The following is a 15,987-nucleotide window of genomic DNA, read 5'->3' as shown; positions in this document are numbered from 1 at the left end:
AAACTTAAGAAAAGTGTCAAATCCGAATTCCTGTCTTCCGGTCTAGTTTTTTAAAGCAATCGCATGGTGACGGATATGATCTTCAATAAAACTGGCGATGAAATAATAACTGTGGTCATAGCCTTCTTGGTAACGCAAGTTTAGCGGCTGGTTAACATCTGTACAAACTTGCTTAAACACCTCTGGCAGTAATTGTTTAGCTAAAAATTTATCGCAAGTCCCTTGATCGATAAGAATTGAACTGTGATAACCTACTTGCTTGACTAATTCACTAGCATCATAAGCACGCCAATTTTCTTGATTGCTGCCAAGATAACCACCAAAAGCCTTTTGACCCCAAGGACAACGCATAGGTGCAGTAATCGGTGCAAAGGCTGATACTGATTTGTAGAGTTCTGGGTTTCTCATTGCACAGACAAGTGCCCCATGTCCCCCCATCGAATGACCGAAAATGCCTTGTTTATCAGGTTGGGTGGGGAAATTTGCAGTAATTAAAGCAGGTAATTCCTGGACGATATAACTATACATCTGGTAGTTTTGACGCCACGGTTCTTCTGTAGCATCAACATAAAAACCTGCACCAGTGCCAAAGTCCCAGTCATCATCCTCACCTGCAATGCCAGTATTACGCGGACTGGTATCTGGTGCAACCAATATCAAACCGTACTCAGCAGCAAAGCGCTGCACTCCTCCCGCCTTCGCCATAAAATTCTCTTCCGTGCAAGTTAATCCAGAGAGGAAATAGAGAATCGGTACAGGATTTTGAGTTGCTTGTGGTGGTTGATAGATGCTGAAGCGCATTTGGGCGTTACAGGTGGAGGAGTGATGACTGTAGAAACCGAGTTTGCCACCAAAGCTTTTATATTCTGAAATCAGGTTGAGGTTAGCCATTTGTTATATTCTGCTTTCCTGAGCGGCTGCGGAGAATGGTTATTTTAGCGTAAACTACGAGGAACCTATCCCATTTGGACAAAAGCGATCGCTTTTGGGTCTGTTAGCTGATTAACTTGTGATGGCAGAAAATTAGTCAACATTACTATTCACTCCAAACTAATTTTCTACAACCATTCTAGTGGATTAAATTGCTGCAATTGATTATTATTCCTGCCAAGCCAATTGTAAATAAAGAACTAGCAATAGTAGACGGCGTTGCAGCACTTCTACAATTTACCCTCGGTACGCACCCAAGGTTTTTCTTCAAATAGACACTGATATTATTTTGTAATCATTGCGTGCAGTTGTGAATCTGGCTTCTATTACGCAATATAAAACTGCCCTAGACGGAAGCTAGAGTAGTTTTTGATAGAAGTAAATTATATATAGGAATCCGATTTTATTCCTGAATCACTCGTAGAGACAGGGGACAGGGAACAGGTAAAAAGGAATAAAAGTGTACTGAGTTTTTTTCAGAAATCAAATATGAGTCCTATAGGAGACTTTTAGTCTTGTCCCCAGTTTATCCATAGTAAATACCGTTATGTAATACTATTCACCTCAAATCTCATGCTTTACGCAAAAAACGAATAATTTTGAAGTTGGCATTTTATCAGTTGAATATGATTATACAGTTAAAATAATTTATCGCCCTAACTTAGCAACATATTTACATAGCAAAACAATTTTACTATCATCTTGATTTGATTGGTTATTTCCTTTATCTATTAAAATTTAAATTTGTTTAAAATAATACAGTGTTAATGTAACTTGAGCATGACTTCAATCAACGGAACAATTACAATTAACGTACAGGCTGACGATAATGGACAGTATGTTTGTGAACTGTTGTCATCTGTTGACCAGCCAAGAGATGAAATTCGTTGCTGTGGGCAAACCAGAGAACACGCTATAGCTATTGCATTAGAGCAGTTAGCGAGTAAATATCGTCAGATTACCGAAGAGGGTCAAAATAAGGATTGGCTTGCAGTAGAGCGTTCTGAATCTGGAGAAGCAATACAAAAGCATTATCATGTGATTTTGCATTATGAACGCGTTGGGAAAGCAGAGTCTAAATTTGAAGCTATGCAGGACACGTTAATGGAAAATACAGTAGTCGAAAATGCCAAAGTTACTTTGATTGAGATTGATGCAAAATTACCAGTCCAGCTTTTAACTTGATGACATCAAGGCGATCGCTTAAATGTTGATTAACCAATAACTCTAAGTCGATGTTCTATATCGGCGTAGCAGAAAACCCACTCCAATCAAGCCGATGCTAAATATCGCCGTGGTATTCCTCGGTTCTGGAACTGTTTGAAATGTTTGAAACGAACCTGAGATTAGAGGTAGACCTCTTACAGGAGCAGTTGGATCTGGGTTGAGTGTAAGATTTTCGGACAAGATCAGTGTGCCAATCGCACCGTCGAATTTACCCGATCCACCAGTAATACTTATAGTATTAGAAACCGTGCCCACAAAATTTTGAAAGTCAAGGGTAGCAGTACCTCTAGTGGTTCCAAATAGTTTATCTTCTCCTTGACCAAAAATTGTAATGTTACCAAGTGGTAAGTCGTCTAACCCAAACTTTGCTGGATCTGGCTCAATTGTAATCACACCTGTATTATTGTCGAGATTGCCATAGCTGATATTTACAAGTCTAGTTAGACCGTATGGCGCATTAGCACTTTCACCTATATTGGTTATTTTTAAAATGTTTCCTGCGATCGGTTCAAGAGTAGTTTCTGAATTGTAGATAGCTGAAAATGGATATTGTATCTGCGCCATTACTTTTTTTGTACCTAGTCCAAAACTCAAAAGCGCGGCAGCTACCGGAGTGAACCATACAGCCCGTAATCTAAGCATAATTAATTTGATTTTGATATTAGGTAGTGTTTACTTTCACTAAAGACAAACTACCGTAAATTTCTCAAAAAATAAACCATCTAATTAACTATTACTTAAAGGATGTTATCAAAGTTGCAAAAGGTATAGTTTTGTACTTGAGTATGCCCAAAATGCTACTTAACTATACTATTAATCTGCTCCGCCAAAATTGATTACTGGGTTCGGACTGGGGAAGGAGGTAAAATGTAGCGTAATATTTCTCCTCTGATGGGTAGGTAATGCCAAGTATTTGCCTACAATTTATTCACTGGTGGCTACTGATGAGCTAATCATACGAAAACAGTTGAACATTGCTACAATCTCTACATTTACGCGCACGTAGCTTTTCGCCTTCCCCCCACCCAGCCCCATCAGCACGGAAATACACCCACTGACTTACTGATTCTCCAACGGTACGACCCCAAACAAAATTTTGTGAGCCGCAGATAGGACATGGCGTTTCTTGTGGGCTAAGGTTTTCGTGATTCGGTTGGTTGTTCATGAGCTTCCCCCAATAATTTCTGAGTGCAATCTTTAGGAGGCATTGCGCCAGAGTGCGATCGCTTTCAACACCCTAGAGCGCATCGTAATTTACCCCAATCCCGCAGCCAATAACTCAATTCATCGCACTGAGAAATATCGAGAGAGCTATTGTAAATTTTCGTATGCTGCTTGATTGTTAGTCGTTTTACTACTGTCATTCCAATCACTGCAAAGCCATAATCGATTAATTCGAGTATCGAATCGACTGTGAAACTTTGACTGCTTCTTGAGGAGTAACGTTACTGCAATTAGACAATTCTGGCATTACTCCCGTACCAACAAATCTGTAAAAGGGGCCATTTTGCTCTCCCCACCACTGCGATAGCAATGTTGGTTGTTTGGCATTACCGTATAATCCTTGCTCCAAAGTGCTTTTTCCAAATATCGGAGAATTTATCGGGTAACTGCGCGACCCAGCAGGTAAGTCTCCAATACCCCCAGATACTGACTCAATCGCAAAGCATTTCTCTGCACTTAAATTTTGGTAAACAATTAAGTAACGCAAACTGTCAACATTTTCGCGCCCAGCCGAGACTATTACCTTGTCGGCATGAAAATTTGTAGGTACGTAACTTGGTAATGCTATTTTTAAGCCTAGTGAACGTAAAACTTTTAGTTGAGTCGGTGTTAATTTTATTACTGAATTGGTTTGTGGAGATTTGGATTGAGCAATTACCGCAGCCGTAGAAGCGATAACACAGATGGCAAAGCAAGAGGAAGCAAGCTTAATTGGGTATTTGAATAATTTCATCGGTGATAGCTATATATGACTTGGGTTCAAAAAGAAGTTGCAAATTGCTTGATCTATTAATAACAGCAGCAGAAGTCGCACATTCAAGGGCAAAGCTTGAATATTGCGACATTCAAAAACTTTGTCAAAAGCTTGATCCCATTGTGAGGAATTGCTAACAAATCTGCAACGACATAGTTAACGGTCGAATCGGGAAATCGCTGCTGACACCAGGCGTATATGCGTTCGCGTAGCGTCTCGTAAAGCCTGCGGCATAGCTACGCTTAGGGCGCAGCCTCTCGTAGAGAAGAGAAGCAGCTTGTCATCAGACAATCAAAGGCGGTTACTTCAAACCCTCTTCGGAGCTAAAGCTTCGGCATCATCTCCTAAGCTACAACCAATAACTAGCGTCTTTTGCCCTTTTATCTCTAAATTTAAGGTAAGCTTTACTTTGAAAAGTAGCCTCATAATCATCAGATTAACCATAAGCACCGTTGGGAAGAAATCCTAAGAGTTGTTTCAATCTCTGGTCTGCTTCTTCATAGCAGTGACTAGGCATTTGATAATTCATAAAGGGTTCGTACTTATGCCCAACCAGTCTTTTTGCATAGGTAATCTGCGTAATGTAGCGAGTTATAGAGGACGAATTTCTAGACCCTCTATGCCATACCTGATTGTTAAAACAAACAGCAGAACCCATTGCTCCCAAGCAGTTATAAACCCGGTCTTCATATCCAGAAATATCACCATTGCAGAATTTCCCAAATAGATGAGATCCTGGAATCACCTGAGTTGGCCCATTTTTTTCAGATAGTACATCTGTCAAGTAATAATTTACTGTGAATGCTAGAACATTCAGGCGAATGTTGGTTAAGGGTTCCCCATCAAGGGAAATTACGTGCGGTGTATCGTCTTGATGCCAAGCATTTTTAGCCAACCCATCAGTGTTTGGAGGAATCTTAAATGAGTTATTGTGGATAACATGAATTATATTAGCGTTGGGAACACCATCCTGTATTGAGTAACTTATTCCATTTGCTCCACCAATTAAATGTTCTGCAAATGTAACTATAGGTTCTAAAGCAAAAAGATTTAGATTTTGCTTTGAATGCTCGAACATTCGCTTCATCATCATTTTTTTTGATTCGTGATAATTTTCACCTTCAATTTTTTTGAGAGTTTCATCCAAATCATTCTTTAGAAGCTCACATTGTTCAGGTGTCAACACATTGTCAATTACAATAAAACCATGAGTATGAAAAAATTCAATCCATTCATTCAGTTGCTCTATACTTGTTTTTTTACCAGTTAAATATTCAGTCATTTTTTTCTTTGTTTTTCAATAGTTAGAGGTTAGGGATGGATCATCTCTATTAGGGACAGATGCTAATAAACATCAGATACCAGTCAATCACTTCTATATTTATTTTGAATTATATTCCGGATCGGACTGATGCAAGTGAGTGTATGTATAAAAAAGAGAACTACATTCCCAGATGATTAACCAAATTACCGCCTTAGAATCCTGTTGGCATATTTCTCCTGAATGGGGTCAGTCCATGCCTCCCTTAGCAGTGAAAATGTTAGAAAAAGTTTTGTTGTCAATCTCAGATTTGTCAGGCTACTGCTGTGGTGTTCAGTGGGAAAGACAGCAATGGATTTATGCAATTGTTTGCCAGAGTGAAACTCTCTACTTAGCTGAACAAGAATTTCATAGAACAAATCTACTAGAAAAGTCCACTGTTTCTACTCCAGCCTTTAAATTGGGGGATATAGTTGAGGTTGATTTCGGTGAACAGCCGACACGCCGTATTATTCAAGGAATTTTTAGCCTCAAAGATAATTGGCTTTATGGAGTAGAGTGGTGCTCTCCAATTTTAGAAGAAGTGTCTGCCCAAAGTAGAACAATATGGCTTGCTGATGTTGATTTAGTCAATGTTAGTGTATGACGATTATCAGTTGCGACAAAATAGTAGCACCAAGTTAACTAACAAATGACATTCATCGACCATGAATACGACTAGTTCTCCAGATTCTATTTCCTCACGTCGCCCTGCCAACAGTGTACAAATATCTTTTTTTTTGACGCGACTAACTCCTGATCATATTTTGGGTTGTGAGCTTGAGTTTTCTTCCAACTGATACGTGCTTCATTAAATAAATCATAATAGCTTTGTTTTGAAGAGAAAGTAACGCCGTATTTGCGGCTGATCTCATACTCTAGCTCGTTCAAAGTCCATCTATTTTTTGTTAACAGCCACTCTATTATGGACGAACGTTGCTCTGGGCTTAATAGCCCAACACTTCCTTGATGGACAGCTTTTAAACCTTCTACTCCATTTTTGAAAAATGCTTTTTTCCACTTGCTGATAAAACCGCTCGACACCCCCAGGATCGGTATTATCTCTTCATGCTTGTATCCATACAACAACATCTTCACTGCTATCGCTCGTTGAACTTCACGCTTATCTTGGCTATTTTCAATAAACTCTTAAGCGCGATCGCATCCACATTGCCGCACCCTAACCCTAGTCATTAAAACTACTTACATCTTTTTACGTATTTTCTCACGAATGATTCCGGATTGCTATATTTTTAAAATTGCGTCGTGCAATATGAGTTTGTGGTAACTCATCTAAACTACTAATGGGCATATTGGCATCAACAGAACCACCAACACTTACTTGCCACAAAGTAGCGATGTCTGACGACAAGCCGCTTCTCTACGAGACGCTACGCGAACGCGTCTACGCTATAGCTAACCAATGCCTTTCGGCACGTTTTGGGTGAATAATTTTGGTTTGATGCCAACAAAAACCGCCGCGTTTGCCATCTTTAAACACACACTCAATCCAAGAGCGCATGGAATACCAGCAAGCATCCGCAACTTCCGGTTGTAAATCGGTGAGAATTAAGCAAGCATCAGTGTAGCCCTCATCATACCGAGCTAACAAAGTACACTCAATGCTGTTAGTTTTAAAACAAGTGACCTGTCCCTTCCAAAACTGACCAATTTGTTGTACTAAAGAATTTATTGGCTGCCAAGAATCTTGCCCCAAGGGTTTGAACTGTCCAATTTGATTAATCCACATAAACGGATGCCAACCAATGGATTGAATCTTTCTGTCTTTAAAGGTTTGAGCCGACCATTCGCTCAGATTTTTTATTTCTAAAAGTTTCGTAACTTTCTCTCTAAAGTTTGACACGAATGTGCTTAAATCTAAACTTGAATGTATTTTTTTATTCATGAAGTGACGGCAAACTCCCTGTTTTGATATCAAATCTCAAAACTTTTACTCCAAGGGAATCCTACACTTTTCTGTCTCCATTAGAAAACTAAACAACCATAACGATAAATTTATCTCAGTATTACTGAGGTATTTAGCTATCTAGTAAGTATCTATTTTACTAATCTATTGAACTATTGGGTTAGCGATCGCATCCTTCGGAGTGGAGCATCTTCACTCGTTTTTACACGACTTCAGAAAATCGCGTTGCTCCCGTCCCATTTTTTTCATCACCTCTAGCAGCAGAACCACATCATCGATTCGTTCTGATATTATTTGTTGGGGTAAATGTGCCATTTTTCACACTTACCATTAAACCGTTACACCCTACACAAATTTCTTTCTGGCACAAGGGATGCCGAAAACGATCGCCTACGGTGGGCGGAACGCCATCTCTACGAGAGGCTGTGCCAACGCCTGCTTAAATACTCTCCCTTATTTCATCTATTTCACCAAACTCATCCTCGATTGCGCGAACGGTGAGGTTTCAAAGCTAAACCTGCACCCAAAGTACCGATAGACAGTATACCTAGCGTAGAGGAGGGTTCGGGGACAGAGGCTACATTGGCGACAAAGTTGTCTAGATCCGTGGCACCTCCGGATTCTGTGCTGCTTGCTATCACATATGCAATCTCAAATCCAGTTGATGTGACGACACCTGTCTGGCTTTGCCCTTTTGCAAGAGGATCGGTGAAAAAGCTGTCTAAAAGCTTTCCATTAGAGTCGAACGCAAGTAGTTGCCCAAGTGTGTTAAATACGAAGTCATCACCTATGAAATCAATCGATACAGAGTCCGCAAGTTGATTGAAGTCAGCGCGGAACTGGCTATTTAAGAAGAATTGTGCCCCATCCCCACCAGGCCCAATAATCCCAAACAAACGGGTTCCTGTGCTGGGAATTCCGAAAAGATCGTATGAGATGATAGAGAGTTCGGGTCTACTATCTATAGACAGTGTAACGCCTGGAACCGCGTTGGTTAGAGGTGTGAATGTTCGGAAATCATCCGGCTCGACCCGAATTACAGCACTAGCAGCAGGAGTGGCGACCCCTAAGATGCACATGAACGGTGCGACTAACGTTAAGCATTTTTTACTCCACGCTTTTTTCATGTATCTTACCCACTGCATATATTGAATTAGAAAAGCCTTCAAATCGCCCAGCCATACCCTGATACAACTTACCGTCATCAACAGTAGATTATCATATTGCTGGTATTAGTGGGATAGGTTCATGTAATGCATTTAAAAAGAGTTTTCAATTTCTATATAATGTTATCCCTAATACCGTGGTTTGAGTATAGTGTCAGATTTTTGGGAAATTATCTTTTAGCTTTTCTAATGGTTGACGTTTTGAAACTACTCAAAATGTGGCGTTGAAAAAAGCTCCAAATTGCTTTACTTGCATTAAAACCAAGCTGAATATTGACTTGATTTAATTTAGGATCGGTTGAAGTGCCACCGGGCCAGAAATGCCCACCATTGACTACAGTGAACTGCAATACTTCTGAACCGTTTCTACAACCCGAATAACCAAAAGCTTTGACTTGCAAGTGATTAAGAGATTTAATTGGAGTTAAGTGTTGAAATTGAGATGATGAAGTGCATCGGTCATGCCTTCGCCAAAAATTTATGGTTTCTGGGATAGAAACAAGAGCCTCTTTTTGAGTAATGGGATCGCCATGATAATGTACACTCGAATCCTTTGTACCATTAATCATCATCATTGATATCGAAACCGTCGGATGGCAGCTACGGACAAATCGAGTAGTTAGAGAGCCGGCTACTGATGCGAAAGCAGCAATTTTATTCGGCAGCTTACAGGCCAAAGCTTGAGTGAGTATCCCACCTTGAGAAAAACCAGTGGCATAGATTTTACCTCGGTTGATATTTCTAATTTGCTCTATATGCCCAATCAAAGCTGCAACAAATGAAATATCATCCACTTTTTGTCTGACATGACCTGTAAAGCTCCATTGATGGTCAAGTCCATTTGGATAAACTGCAATGAATCCAAATGCCTCTGCTAAATTATTGAAGCGAGAAACTTTCTCTATAGATTTGCCACTACCATTATCTCCATGAAACACTAAAACTAACGATATTGGATGCTTAGGATTGTAAGATTTTGGCGTATACATATAGTATGTACGTAATTTTTCTTGGTTTCTTAGTTTTCCATAATTCTCGCCTCGCAAAATTTTTTCTCTAGGTATACTTTTTGCTTCTACTTGAAGTGAGTTAGAGGTAACAGTCAGAGTCATTAGGATTAAGCTCAGGGACAAATACTTAGAAAAATAGAAATTTTTGTACATAAATATCAAAACTGTGTATTATTCAATAATTTAATCACTATTCAAATTTGACAAATGTAATTTGAAAGCTAAGTTACAAGTTTGCCATTTCCTCAAGAATAAAGTTCCGAAAGTGGGAACATCAAGGGGAAAAGGGAAAAGGGATGAACTCAACGCGACTACTGGAAATTAACTGTATCTCTGACAACTCTATCTTTTCCATAAGTTCCCTAAACTGACTTTTGCTCTGAAAGCTTGACAGGTGCTAAGTGAACACCCAGGTTACGGGCGTAAACTTTAGTGAAGTACTGGACATTCGGCTGTGGGCGATCGCTCTTTTCTAACAATGACAGCAGCCGCATCGCCTGTATATGAGTTTCGCGTATAAAGTTATGTTAATGTGTGTGCGAGTCTGAAGTGCGTTTTCCTAAATGCGAATGCTATTAATAGCCAATACTATTTTTGAAATAGGAATTGGTTGCGTATTTTTCTTGTTTCCAACTTTGCTTACCCTGGATAGCCAACTGTCTATTTCTTTACTGCGGGTAATTGGATGCGGTGCTTTGTCTTTGGGGACTTTGAGTTTTTTAATGCTCGATTTGACTGATAAAAAAGAACTAAAACCGGGATTAATCGCTTTGTCTATTTTTCATAGTCTGGTAGCGATCGCCCAAATTTACAGTTTTCTTAGCAGCATGATTAATACACTTATAATCATTGTACATTCAGTATTTGCAGTGTTATTTATCAGTGTTTTATGGCAGCGAATTAGATAATTAAAAGCGCTTCAGTTGATAGCACATCCGTGTATAAACGAGCGCTATATGATAGTGAATGACTTGCCGCGTTGGGCTAAACTTCAAGCAAAGTTTCCTGATATGTATAGCAAGTAAGGGGATTTGCAGCATTCGACTCTCAACATCCCCTCAATCCGGTGAAAGATTAGCCTATCCTGTAAGATGCTCGTCCATGCTTCTTTCGATATTGCTGATGATACTCTTCTGCTCTATAGAATTGTGATGCAGGTACAATCTCCGTCACAATTGGATTTTTGTGATAACGAGAACTATTTTCAAGCTGCTCCTTGGAGGCTCTTGCTAATAATTCCTGCTCTGGAGTGTGGAAAAATATCACTGACCGATATTGATAACCAACATCTAGCTCCTGATGGTTTGATGCTGTGGGATTGTGCTTATTCCAAAACACATTTAGCAGTTCATCATAAGATACTATTGCTGGATTGTATTCCACTTCCACTGCTTCAGCGTGTCCAGTTTTGCCTCTACAGACATCTTCGTAGGTTGGATTCTCAAAGTGTCCGCCACTGTAATCAACTGCTGTAGAAGTTACTCCCTTTACTTGACGAAATGCTGCTTCAACTCCCCAGAAACAGCCTGCTCCAAATGTCGCTTTTTGTAGATTAGTATTTTGCATATCTTTGACAACTCTTTTGTAATAATTTTAAATGAAACTCATCAAATCAAACAGATACTTTATAAGTAAATATTTTATAAATTCTGCCTGATTTATTTTAATTATTAGAATTACAGATTATCCTGATACGAGTATGATATAAAGCTGAATATTATCTAAGAATTGGAAAAAATAGTTAAATCTAAAATTAATATGCTACTACAGTACGGCGTAAATAAAACACCCATTCCAAATCAATGAAAAGCTTGCAGTATCCGAATTACGAACTTGTACTGAGCGTAGCGTCTCCAAGAGTTGTATTACGAATTCCGAATTACGCCAAGCGGTACTAGCTTTTGCTAACTATAGGAATATTTCTTAGAATACTCACTATTTCAATTGGGTCTAACCGTTTAGTATAATCTGCATCAACAAAAGCATAAACGATTTTTCCGTCTCGATCGACTACAAATGTAGCTGGAATAGGTAGTTCAAAAGACTCATCTCCATTGTATCTAGGTAACACATGACCCTTTGACTCTAATATAGGTCTTAGATACTCCGGGATTTGAAACACAATCCCAAATTGACGAGCAATCATATTGCTGCGATCGCTCAATACTTCATAGGTTAGTTCATGTTTTTCTACAGTTGATATGGTATGACGAGTAGTTTGAGGTGAAATAGCAATTAGTGATGCTCCTAATGTTTTAATTGCAGGTAATGCTTGCTGGAGTCCTGCTAGTTCTAAGTTACAGAAAGGACACCAAGAACCTCGAAAAAAGGAAATAACTACAGGCCCACTAACTAGTAATTTTTGTAATTCTACTGCTTGACCGAAAGCATTAAGTAGAATGAAATTAGGAATAATATCTCCTACCTTTAAAGTTTGGTCAATTATACCTGAAGAAATTAGCTCATTTTTGATAGATTCTGTAAAATTCATCGTAATTTTCCTGAAAGTTAACTTCTACTTTTATGTACCTTTCTAGAGAAATACTGTTGCAGTAAATTTACTGAAATAAGAAAAGTAGACTTTTGGATTTGCATTACTGGGATAATTGCTTTAGATTCTAAGGCATGATTATTATTTACTGTTCCTGTTGTTTTTATACACGTTAAGCTATCCGTTCAAAGTCCTGGTTGATAAAGCGTTACCACTTCTGCTTTCCACCAAGGGTCATAATTGGTTTATCAAAACAGAATTCAGGAGTCAGGAGCCAGAATTCAGTTATTGTATGAACGAGCAGGATTTAGCCGTTCAGTAGGAATATAGCTTAGGAAATACTAATGAGCTTAAGCATTCAACAGATCGTGCCAGAGGACGTTGCATTAATGGAAGCTCTATTAGCGACCTTTGGTGAGGCGTTCGATCGGGTAGAGACCTATGCAAATCCACCTAGTGCAGACTATCTGCGGCAACTGCTCGATAGTGACTACTTCATTGCGATCGCTGCATTGAAAGAAGGTGAGGTCGTTGGCGGTCTTACTGCATACGAGCTTAAAAAGTTCGAGCAGGAGCGCAGTGAGATTTACATCTACGATCTAGCTGTTGCCGCTGCACACCGACGGCAGGGGATCGCAACGGCATTAATTCACAAACTGAAGGAAGTAGCAGCAGCATGTGGAGCTTATGTCATTTTCGTCCAGGCAGATATCGGTGACGAGCCAGCCATTAAACTTTATACAAAGCTAGGCGATCGCGAAGACGTGTTGCATTTCGACATACTAGTTAATGGTGGCAATAACAATGCCTAATGCCTATCTGAGTAGTGGCTTTTCGAGAAGGGCTAGAGAGCAGGTCAATTTTTTACAATCTTAAGTATCACATGAGTCCTAGATCAGGAGCAATCTTATGAATGATAATCTGGGCAATTCTCGCTATCCCATCCATTCGGGTGTATTCCGCAGACTAGCACGTTGTCCCCATACTCAACTCCATGATAGTTAGTGCAACCGATGCAAGCTATTGGTCGGCTAACTTGGTCATCAAAATCAAAATCATCCTCCGATTCATCTGCTCGAACTAAGGATGCATTACAGTTGGGGCAACCAAAATCAGTGGTTGCAGATGATATTGAATTTAGCACAAGGGAGATGGGTCAATCTGCTGCATTGACTGGTTATCTTGATATCGCCTCCGATCGCCCCTAACCACTCAGCCCAAAACACGTCAACGATCGCTTCCAATCATTTGTTTTCACCATTTCCTTCTGGAACGAATAGCGTGGCTGGCAAAAACATCTTTACCAGAGCAAGCAGGGCGCACCGACAAGCAAGCAGGGTATGCCGCAGTGATGATGAAAAGTTAAGAACTGATTGCATATTTTCTCCAAATTTTAATTTTGATTACTATTCCAACTGTCGAATTTGTACTTTATATGAGAATTTTGGAGTAATATTTCGATTCCTAAGCGGATTAAATCTGGTGGAACTCCGTCTAATTTCAACTCGGTTTGGATAAACTCATCAATTGAATTGGCTTTCGTTTTTTCCAAAAGTGCCAATAAGAGTTGAGCTTGGGTTGTTGGTGTGCCTGACTCCTTAGTTTCAGCTTGAGAGGTTTGCTTATTACTTGGTGCAGAGTCAATAAAGTTTTTGGTATCCCGGTCATAGCCAGAGAAATTCTTTAACAGAGGCTATTGGTATCCATTCATTGATGCCGCCGTAATAAACTGCTCGACCGACTGGTGATTGTGCAGCAATCTCCATTACTTGGGTTGAGGTAATCTTGCGATCGCTGGGGATGAGTTGAGTGGCAATCATGGCATTGTAAGCTGGGAAGCGATCGCTCAAATTAAAGAACAGCATAGGCACGAGTTAGAGCGCTTGGAGCAAGAGTTGAAGGTTGGCTTGTTAACAGAAGCATCAGCTAGAGCCGAAGCGCAGGTACAAGAGCAAATCCAATCCCTCCAAAACCTGTACAAGCAACAGAAGGAGCAGAATATTCAGTTGCAGCAACGCTTAGACGAGATGGAATCGCTACGGCAGTTAGAAACTGAGAATCAGCAGCTTAGACAGCGCATTCAGGATTTGGAAAACACGGTTGAACAGCGCCCTTCTCAACAGTGGGGGAATACGATGACCCAGCAGGCAACTAAAGTATTGAACAAGCAGGTCAAACTTGCACTGGAGAAGACAATTGATCTGCGATCGCTTATTCTAGAAACCTACGATCCGCAAGCCCAAGATCCAGCTGTGGCTGCGGCTGCGGCTGTGGGGCAGGCACTGATAAACGCCCAAAAAGCAGCAAGTGTCGCACAGAAGAAGGCAGATACTGTTCAGCAAGAACCTCAGCGACCAAGTAAAGAAGATGATGATGAAGATATTAATAGTGATTCAGATGTGAAACAGCCTCCTACTCTATTCCCTTTTGAGCAGCCACCTCAATTGGATAGATAAACTTTCACTGCACTGACAATCACCTCTTCCCCGGCCTTTTCCTCTAAGTTCGGGATTTGCTAAGGCTTTAAACAGACAAAACATGTCATTACTCAAGTTCCCAATCTTCAATCACCAGCCCATTAACACGACTGAATTCTCTTGTGTTATGCGTAACTAATGTTAAGTTATTCACTAGAGCAATTGCCGCAATTTGCAAATCATAAGGCCCAATTGGTGTACCAACCTTCCCTAAGTCTGCCCGAATTGCGCCAAAAATCCGAGCCGCCCGATCATCAAAAGGCAAAGATACAAAATTATTTAAGAATGCTTCTTGTAAGAGCTGATTCGTAAAGAAAATCTAAAGAGAACCAAATCTACCGTGACTAAGGTTATAGGCTAAATCGAGTGTAGTTATTTTCTTGTTGATGAGCCATCTACCTGCGATTGAAAATCCGCGCCGCAAACCCTACCCAAGTGATTTAAGCGATGCTGAATGGTTAATTCTCAAGCCTCTTCTACCTACACCCAAGGGATTTGGACATCCTGTAGAAGTAGATTTACGAGAAATTCTCAACGCGATTTTCTACGTGCAACGTACTGGGTGTCAGTGGGAAATGTTGCCTCATGACCTTCCTCCTTACACAACGGTGTATGGCTACTTTCAAAAATGGCAGCGCAAAGGCATTTGGCAGAAAATTCACGGGCCTTGTGCGCCATCAACTACGACAAGATTTAGGACGAGATGAACTGTCTACCGTTGCGATCGCAGATTCTCAGTCGGTGAAGACGACGGAAAAAAAGGGGAGATCTACGGTTTCGATGGTGGTAAAAAGGTTAAAGGGCGTAAGCGCCATATAGTGGTGGATTCTCAGGGGTTGTTGATTGGTGTTTTAGTGACCGAAGCCAATGCTTCGGAGCGTTTAGGAGCCGTCGTTGTGCTACATGAGGCTGTTGACGAATTGTCCAAATTAGAAGTTGTTTGGGTAGATCAGGGCTATTCAGGCGAAAACTTTGCTCAAGCAGTTAGGCAAGTTTGCGGTGAACAGGTTCGTGTTGAGGTGATCCAAAGGAACTCAAAAACATTTGAGCGTTTACCGAAACGATGGATTGTAGAACGTACATTCGGGTGGCTCAATCGATTTCGGCGTTTGAGTAAGGATTATGAGTTGTATACAGAGTTAAGTGAAGCAATGATTTATGGCTCGTTGATTCGTCTGATGGTAAAGCGCATGGCTTCTTAAGCTTTTGTTTACAAATCAGCTCTAATGCTAGGGTGCGTGCAGGATTGTTACTTCGCATTGCACCATAAAACAGTTCGGCTTTCACTATCGAACAAACAACAATATCTGCTGGTGATAGCGATTCTAACCTCTGCCTCACAGCAGACATAGGACGATTCAGAAAAATAATACAAGCATTGGTATCTAACCCACATTCTGCAGGTGATTTGAAAATCTGGCTATTTTCCATAACCAAGATAGAGCAATGCTTTGAGGCATTTAACCTTTATTCTGCATTCC

21 protein-coding genes and 4 pseudogenes are annotated in these 15,987 nt (G+C 40.3%); 8 read left to right on the top strand and 17 right to left on the bottom strand.

What is annotated here, in order from left to right:
- Positions 1-42 precede the first annotated feature (42 nt).
- Positions 43-891, bottom strand: coding sequence for an S-formylglutathione hydrolase (gene fghA / locus NSTC731_RS26690; protein WP_445627585.1), 849 nt, complete (start codon positions 889-891; stop codon positions 43-45).
- An 819-nt stretch (positions 892-1,710) separates the two neighbouring features.
- Here fghA and NSTC731_RS26685 point away from each other — a divergent pair.
- Entirely contained in the window at positions 1,711-2,115 is a 405-nt protein-coding gene (locus tag NSTC731_RS26685) for a hypothetical protein (RefSeq protein ID WP_445627584.1), read from the top strand.
- Between the two features lie 42 nt (positions 2,116-2,157).
- Here the strand turns inward: NSTC731_RS26685 and NSTC731_RS26680 are convergent, their stop codons facing one another.
- The 5 genes and pseudogenes from NSTC731_RS26680 to NSTC731_RS26660 all read right to left on the bottom strand — a co-directional run bounded on the left by NSTC731_RS26680 (position 2,158) and on the right by NSTC731_RS26660 (position 5,417).
- Positions 2,158-2,799, bottom strand: coding sequence for a hypothetical protein (locus NSTC731_RS26680; RefSeq protein WP_445627583.1), 642 nt, complete (start codon positions 2,797-2,799; stop codon positions 2,158-2,160).
- A gap of 307 nt (positions 2,800-3,106) precedes the next feature.
- Entirely contained in the window at positions 3,107-3,322 is a 216-nt protein-coding gene (locus NSTC731_RS26675; RefSeq protein ID WP_445627582.1) for a hypothetical protein, read from the bottom strand.
- Positions 3,323-3,547: 225 nt separating this feature from the next.
- Positions 3,548-4,114: a hypothetical protein gene (locus NSTC731_RS26670; RefSeq protein ID WP_445627581.1), complete on the bottom strand. Its 567-nt coding sequence runs from the start codon at positions 4,112-4,114 to the stop codon at positions 3,548-3,550.
- Between the two features lie 75 nt (positions 4,115-4,189).
- Positions 4,190-4,513, bottom strand: a pseudogene (locus tag NSTC731_RS26665) (hypothetical protein); the annotation flags it as partial.
- A gap of 58 nt (positions 4,514-4,571) precedes the next feature.
- Positions 4,572-5,417, bottom strand: a complete 846-nt coding sequence (locus NSTC731_RS26660; RefSeq protein ID WP_445627580.1) for a phytanoyl-CoA dioxygenase family protein — start codon at positions 5,415-5,417, stop codon at positions 4,572-4,574.
- A 172-nt stretch (positions 5,418-5,589) separates the two neighbouring features.
- On the opposite strand from NSTC731_RS26660, the gene NSTC731_RS26655 reads away from it, so the two are divergent.
- The gene (locus NSTC731_RS26655) at positions 5,590-6,042 is read left to right on the top strand and encodes a DUF1392 family protein (RefSeq protein ID WP_445627579.1); all 453 of its coding nucleotides are present in this window, start codon (positions 5,590-5,592) and stop codon (positions 6,040-6,042) included.
- 39 nt (positions 6,043-6,081) lie between these two features.
- On the opposite strand, the pseudogene NSTC731_RS26650 reads toward NSTC731_RS26655, so the two are convergent.
- The 3 genes and pseudogenes from NSTC731_RS26650 to NSTC731_RS26640 form a co-directional block, all read right to left on the bottom strand.
- A pseudogene (locus tag NSTC731_RS26650) lies at positions 6,082-6,578 on the bottom strand (helix-turn-helix domain-containing protein); the annotation flags it as partial.
- A gap of 82 nt (positions 6,579-6,660) precedes the next feature.
- Positions 6,661-6,807, bottom strand: a complete 147-nt coding sequence (locus tag NSTC731_RS26645) for a hypothetical protein (protein ID WP_445627578.1) — start codon at positions 6,805-6,807, stop codon at positions 6,661-6,663.
- A gap of 33 nt (positions 6,808-6,840) precedes the next feature.
- Positions 6,841-7,299 carry a hypothetical protein gene (locus NSTC731_RS26640; RefSeq protein ID WP_445627577.1) on the bottom strand — a complete coding sequence of 153 codons (459 nt, stop codon included), beginning with the start codon at positions 7,297-7,299 and terminating at the stop codon, positions 6,841-6,843.
- A 369-nt stretch (positions 7,300-7,668) separates the two neighbouring features.
- Between NSTC731_RS26640 and NSTC731_RS26635 the strand changes: the two genes are divergently transcribed.
- On the top strand, positions 7,669-7,863 hold the full coding sequence (locus NSTC731_RS26635) for a hypothetical protein (RefSeq protein WP_445627576.1): 195 nt from the start codon (positions 7,669-7,671) through the stop codon (positions 7,861-7,863).
- On the opposite strand, the gene NSTC731_RS26630 is transcribed toward NSTC731_RS26635, so the two are convergent.
- The 3 genes from NSTC731_RS26630 to NSTC731_RS26620 form a co-directional block, all read right to left on the bottom strand.
- The gene (locus NSTC731_RS26630; RefSeq protein WP_445627575.1) at positions 7,839-8,441 is read right to left on the bottom strand and encodes a hypothetical protein; all 603 of its coding nucleotides are present in this window, start codon (positions 8,439-8,441) and stop codon (positions 7,839-7,841) included. The genes NSTC731_RS26635 and NSTC731_RS26630 overlap by 25 nt on opposite strands.
- A gap of 257 nt (positions 8,442-8,698) precedes the next feature.
- A complete protein-coding gene (locus NSTC731_RS26625) occupies positions 8,699-9,640 on the bottom strand; it encodes an alpha/beta hydrolase family esterase (RefSeq protein ID WP_445627574.1) in 942 nt (313 codons plus the stop codon).
- 260 nt (positions 9,641-9,900) lie between these two features.
- Positions 9,901-10,032 (bottom strand): hypothetical protein, encoded by a 132-nt coding sequence (locus tag NSTC731_RS26620; RefSeq protein ID WP_334938807.1) that lies wholly within the window; start codon positions 10,030-10,032, stop codon positions 9,901-9,903.
- Positions 10,033-10,101: 69 nt separating this feature from the next.
- Here NSTC731_RS26620 and NSTC731_RS26615 point away from each other — a divergent pair, with 69 nt between their 5' ends.
- Entirely contained in the window at positions 10,102-10,446 is a 345-nt protein-coding gene (locus NSTC731_RS26615) for a hypothetical protein (protein WP_445627573.1), read from the top strand.
- Between the two features lie 166 nt (positions 10,447-10,612).
- Here the strand turns inward: NSTC731_RS26615 and msrA are convergent, their stop codons facing one another.
- Both msrA and NSTC731_RS26605 read right to left on the bottom strand, forming a co-directional pair.
- Positions 10,613-11,104 carry a peptide-methionine (S)-S-oxide reductase MsrA gene (msrA, locus tag NSTC731_RS26610; RefSeq protein WP_445627572.1) on the bottom strand — a complete coding sequence of 164 codons (492 nt, stop codon included), beginning with the start codon at positions 11,102-11,104 and terminating at the stop codon, positions 10,613-10,615.
- Positions 11,105-11,432: 328 nt separating this feature from the next.
- Positions 11,433-12,029, bottom strand: a complete 597-nt coding sequence (locus NSTC731_RS26605) for a peroxiredoxin-like family protein (protein ID WP_445627571.1) — start codon at positions 12,027-12,029, stop codon at positions 11,433-11,435.
- A 368-nt stretch (positions 12,030-12,397) separates the two neighbouring features.
- On the opposite strand from NSTC731_RS26605, the gene NSTC731_RS26600 reads away from it, so the two are divergent.
- Positions 12,398-12,841, top strand: a complete 444-nt coding sequence (locus NSTC731_RS26600; RefSeq protein ID WP_445627570.1) for an AAC(3)-I family aminoglycoside N-acetyltransferase — start codon at positions 12,398-12,400, stop codon at positions 12,839-12,841.
- A 201-nt stretch (positions 12,842-13,042) separates the two neighbouring features.
- Complete coding sequence (locus tag NSTC731_RS26595; RefSeq protein WP_445627569.1) at positions 13,043-13,237, top strand: hypothetical protein; 195 nt, start codon at positions 13,043-13,045, stop codon at positions 13,235-13,237.
- A gap of 456 nt (positions 13,238-13,693) precedes the next feature.
- On the opposite strand, the gene NSTC731_RS26590 is transcribed toward NSTC731_RS26595, so the two are convergent.
- On the bottom strand, positions 13,694-13,849 hold the full coding sequence (locus NSTC731_RS26590) for a hypothetical protein (RefSeq protein WP_445627568.1): 156 nt from the start codon (positions 13,847-13,849) through the stop codon (positions 13,694-13,696).
- Here NSTC731_RS26590 and NSTC731_RS26585 point away from each other — a divergent pair.
- The gene (locus NSTC731_RS26585) at positions 13,835-14,485 is read left to right on the top strand and encodes a hypothetical protein (protein WP_445627567.1); all 651 of its coding nucleotides are present in this window, start codon (positions 13,835-13,837) and stop codon (positions 14,483-14,485) included. The two genes, NSTC731_RS26590 and NSTC731_RS26585, sit on opposite strands and share 15 nt — an antisense overlap.
- Positions 14,486-14,573: 88 nt before the next feature.
- Here NSTC731_RS26585 and NSTC731_RS26580 read toward each other — a convergent pair.
- Positions 14,574-14,801, bottom strand: a pseudogene (locus tag NSTC731_RS26580) (PIN domain-containing protein); the annotation flags it as partial.
- Between the two features lie 91 nt (positions 14,802-14,892).
- Between NSTC731_RS26580 and NSTC731_RS26575 the strand changes: the two are divergent.
- Positions 14,893-15,708, top strand: a pseudogene (locus NSTC731_RS26575) (IS5 family transposase).
- On the opposite strand, the gene NSTC731_RS26570 reads toward NSTC731_RS26575, so the two are convergent.
- A complete protein-coding gene (locus tag NSTC731_RS26570) occupies positions 15,599-15,937 on the bottom strand; it encodes a PIN domain-containing protein (RefSeq protein ID WP_445627566.1) in 339 nt (112 codons plus the stop codon). The pseudogene NSTC731_RS26575 and the gene NSTC731_RS26570 sit on opposite strands and share 110 nt — an antisense overlap.
- Positions 15,938-15,987: the final 50 nt, after the last annotated feature.

It is taken from the genome of Nostoc sp. DSM 114167, assembly GCF_052692655.1.
The sequence above is the reverse complement of the archived record's forward strand: the minus strand, read 5'-3'. Positions and strand labels throughout refer to the sequence as shown.

Coding starts and splice junctions, on each gene's coding strand:
- NSTC731_RS26685 (WP_445627584.1), top strand. CDS start 1,711: ATGACTTCAATCAACGGAACAATTACAATTAACGTACAGGCTGACGAT.
- NSTC731_RS26655 (WP_445627579.1), top strand. CDS start 5,590: ATGATTAACCAAATTACCGCCTTAGAATCCTGTTGGCATATTTCTCCT.
- NSTC731_RS26625 (WP_445627574.1), bottom strand. CDS start 9,640: ATGACTCTGACTGTTACCTCTAACTCACTTCAAGTAGAAGCAAAAAGT.
- NSTC731_RS26680 (WP_445627583.1), bottom strand. CDS start 2,799: ATGCTTAGATTACGGGCTGTATGGTTCACTCCGGTAGCTGCCGCGCTT.
- NSTC731_RS26635 (WP_445627576.1), top strand. CDS start 7,669: ATGTGCCATTTTTCACACTTACCATTAAACCGTTACACCCTACACAAA.
- fghA (WP_445627585.1), bottom strand. CDS start 891: ATGGCTAACCTCAACCTGATTTCAGAATATAAAAGCTTTGGTGGCAAA.
- NSTC731_RS26590 (WP_445627568.1), bottom strand. CDS start 13,849: ATGATTGCCACTCAACTCATCCCCAGCGATCGCAAGATTACCTCAACC.
- NSTC731_RS26630 (WP_445627575.1), bottom strand. CDS start 8,441: ATGTGCATCTTAGGGGTCGCCACTCCTGCTGCTAGTGCTGTAATTCGG.
- NSTC731_RS26595 (WP_445627569.1), top strand. CDS start 13,043: ATGCAAGCTATTGGTCGGCTAACTTGGTCATCAAAATCAAAATCATCC.
- msrA (WP_445627572.1), bottom strand. CDS start 11,104: ATGCAAAATACTAATCTACAAAAAGCGACATTTGGAGCAGGCTGTTTC.
- NSTC731_RS26670 (WP_445627581.1), bottom strand. CDS start 4,114: ATGAAATTATTCAAATACCCAATTAAGCTTGCTTCCTCTTGCTTTGCC.
- NSTC731_RS26620 (WP_334938807.1), bottom strand. CDS start 10,032: ATGCGGCTGCTGTCATTGTTAGAAAAGAGCGATCGCCCACAGCCGAAT.
- NSTC731_RS26675 (WP_445627582.1), bottom strand. CDS start 3,322: ATGAACAACCAACCGAATCACGAAAACCTTAGCCCACAAGAAACGCCA.
- NSTC731_RS26605 (WP_445627571.1), bottom strand. CDS start 12,029: ATGAATTTTACAGAATCTATCAAAAATGAGCTAATTTCTTCAGGTATA.
- NSTC731_RS26570 (WP_445627566.1), bottom strand. CDS start 15,937: ATGGAAAATAGCCAGATTTTCAAATCACCTGCAGAATGTGGGTTAGAT.
- NSTC731_RS26615 (WP_445627573.1), top strand. CDS start 10,102: ATGCGAATGCTATTAATAGCCAATACTATTTTTGAAATAGGAATTGGT.
- NSTC731_RS26660 (WP_445627580.1), bottom strand. CDS start 5,417: ATGACTGAATATTTAACTGGTAAAAAAACAAGTATAGAGCAACTGAAT.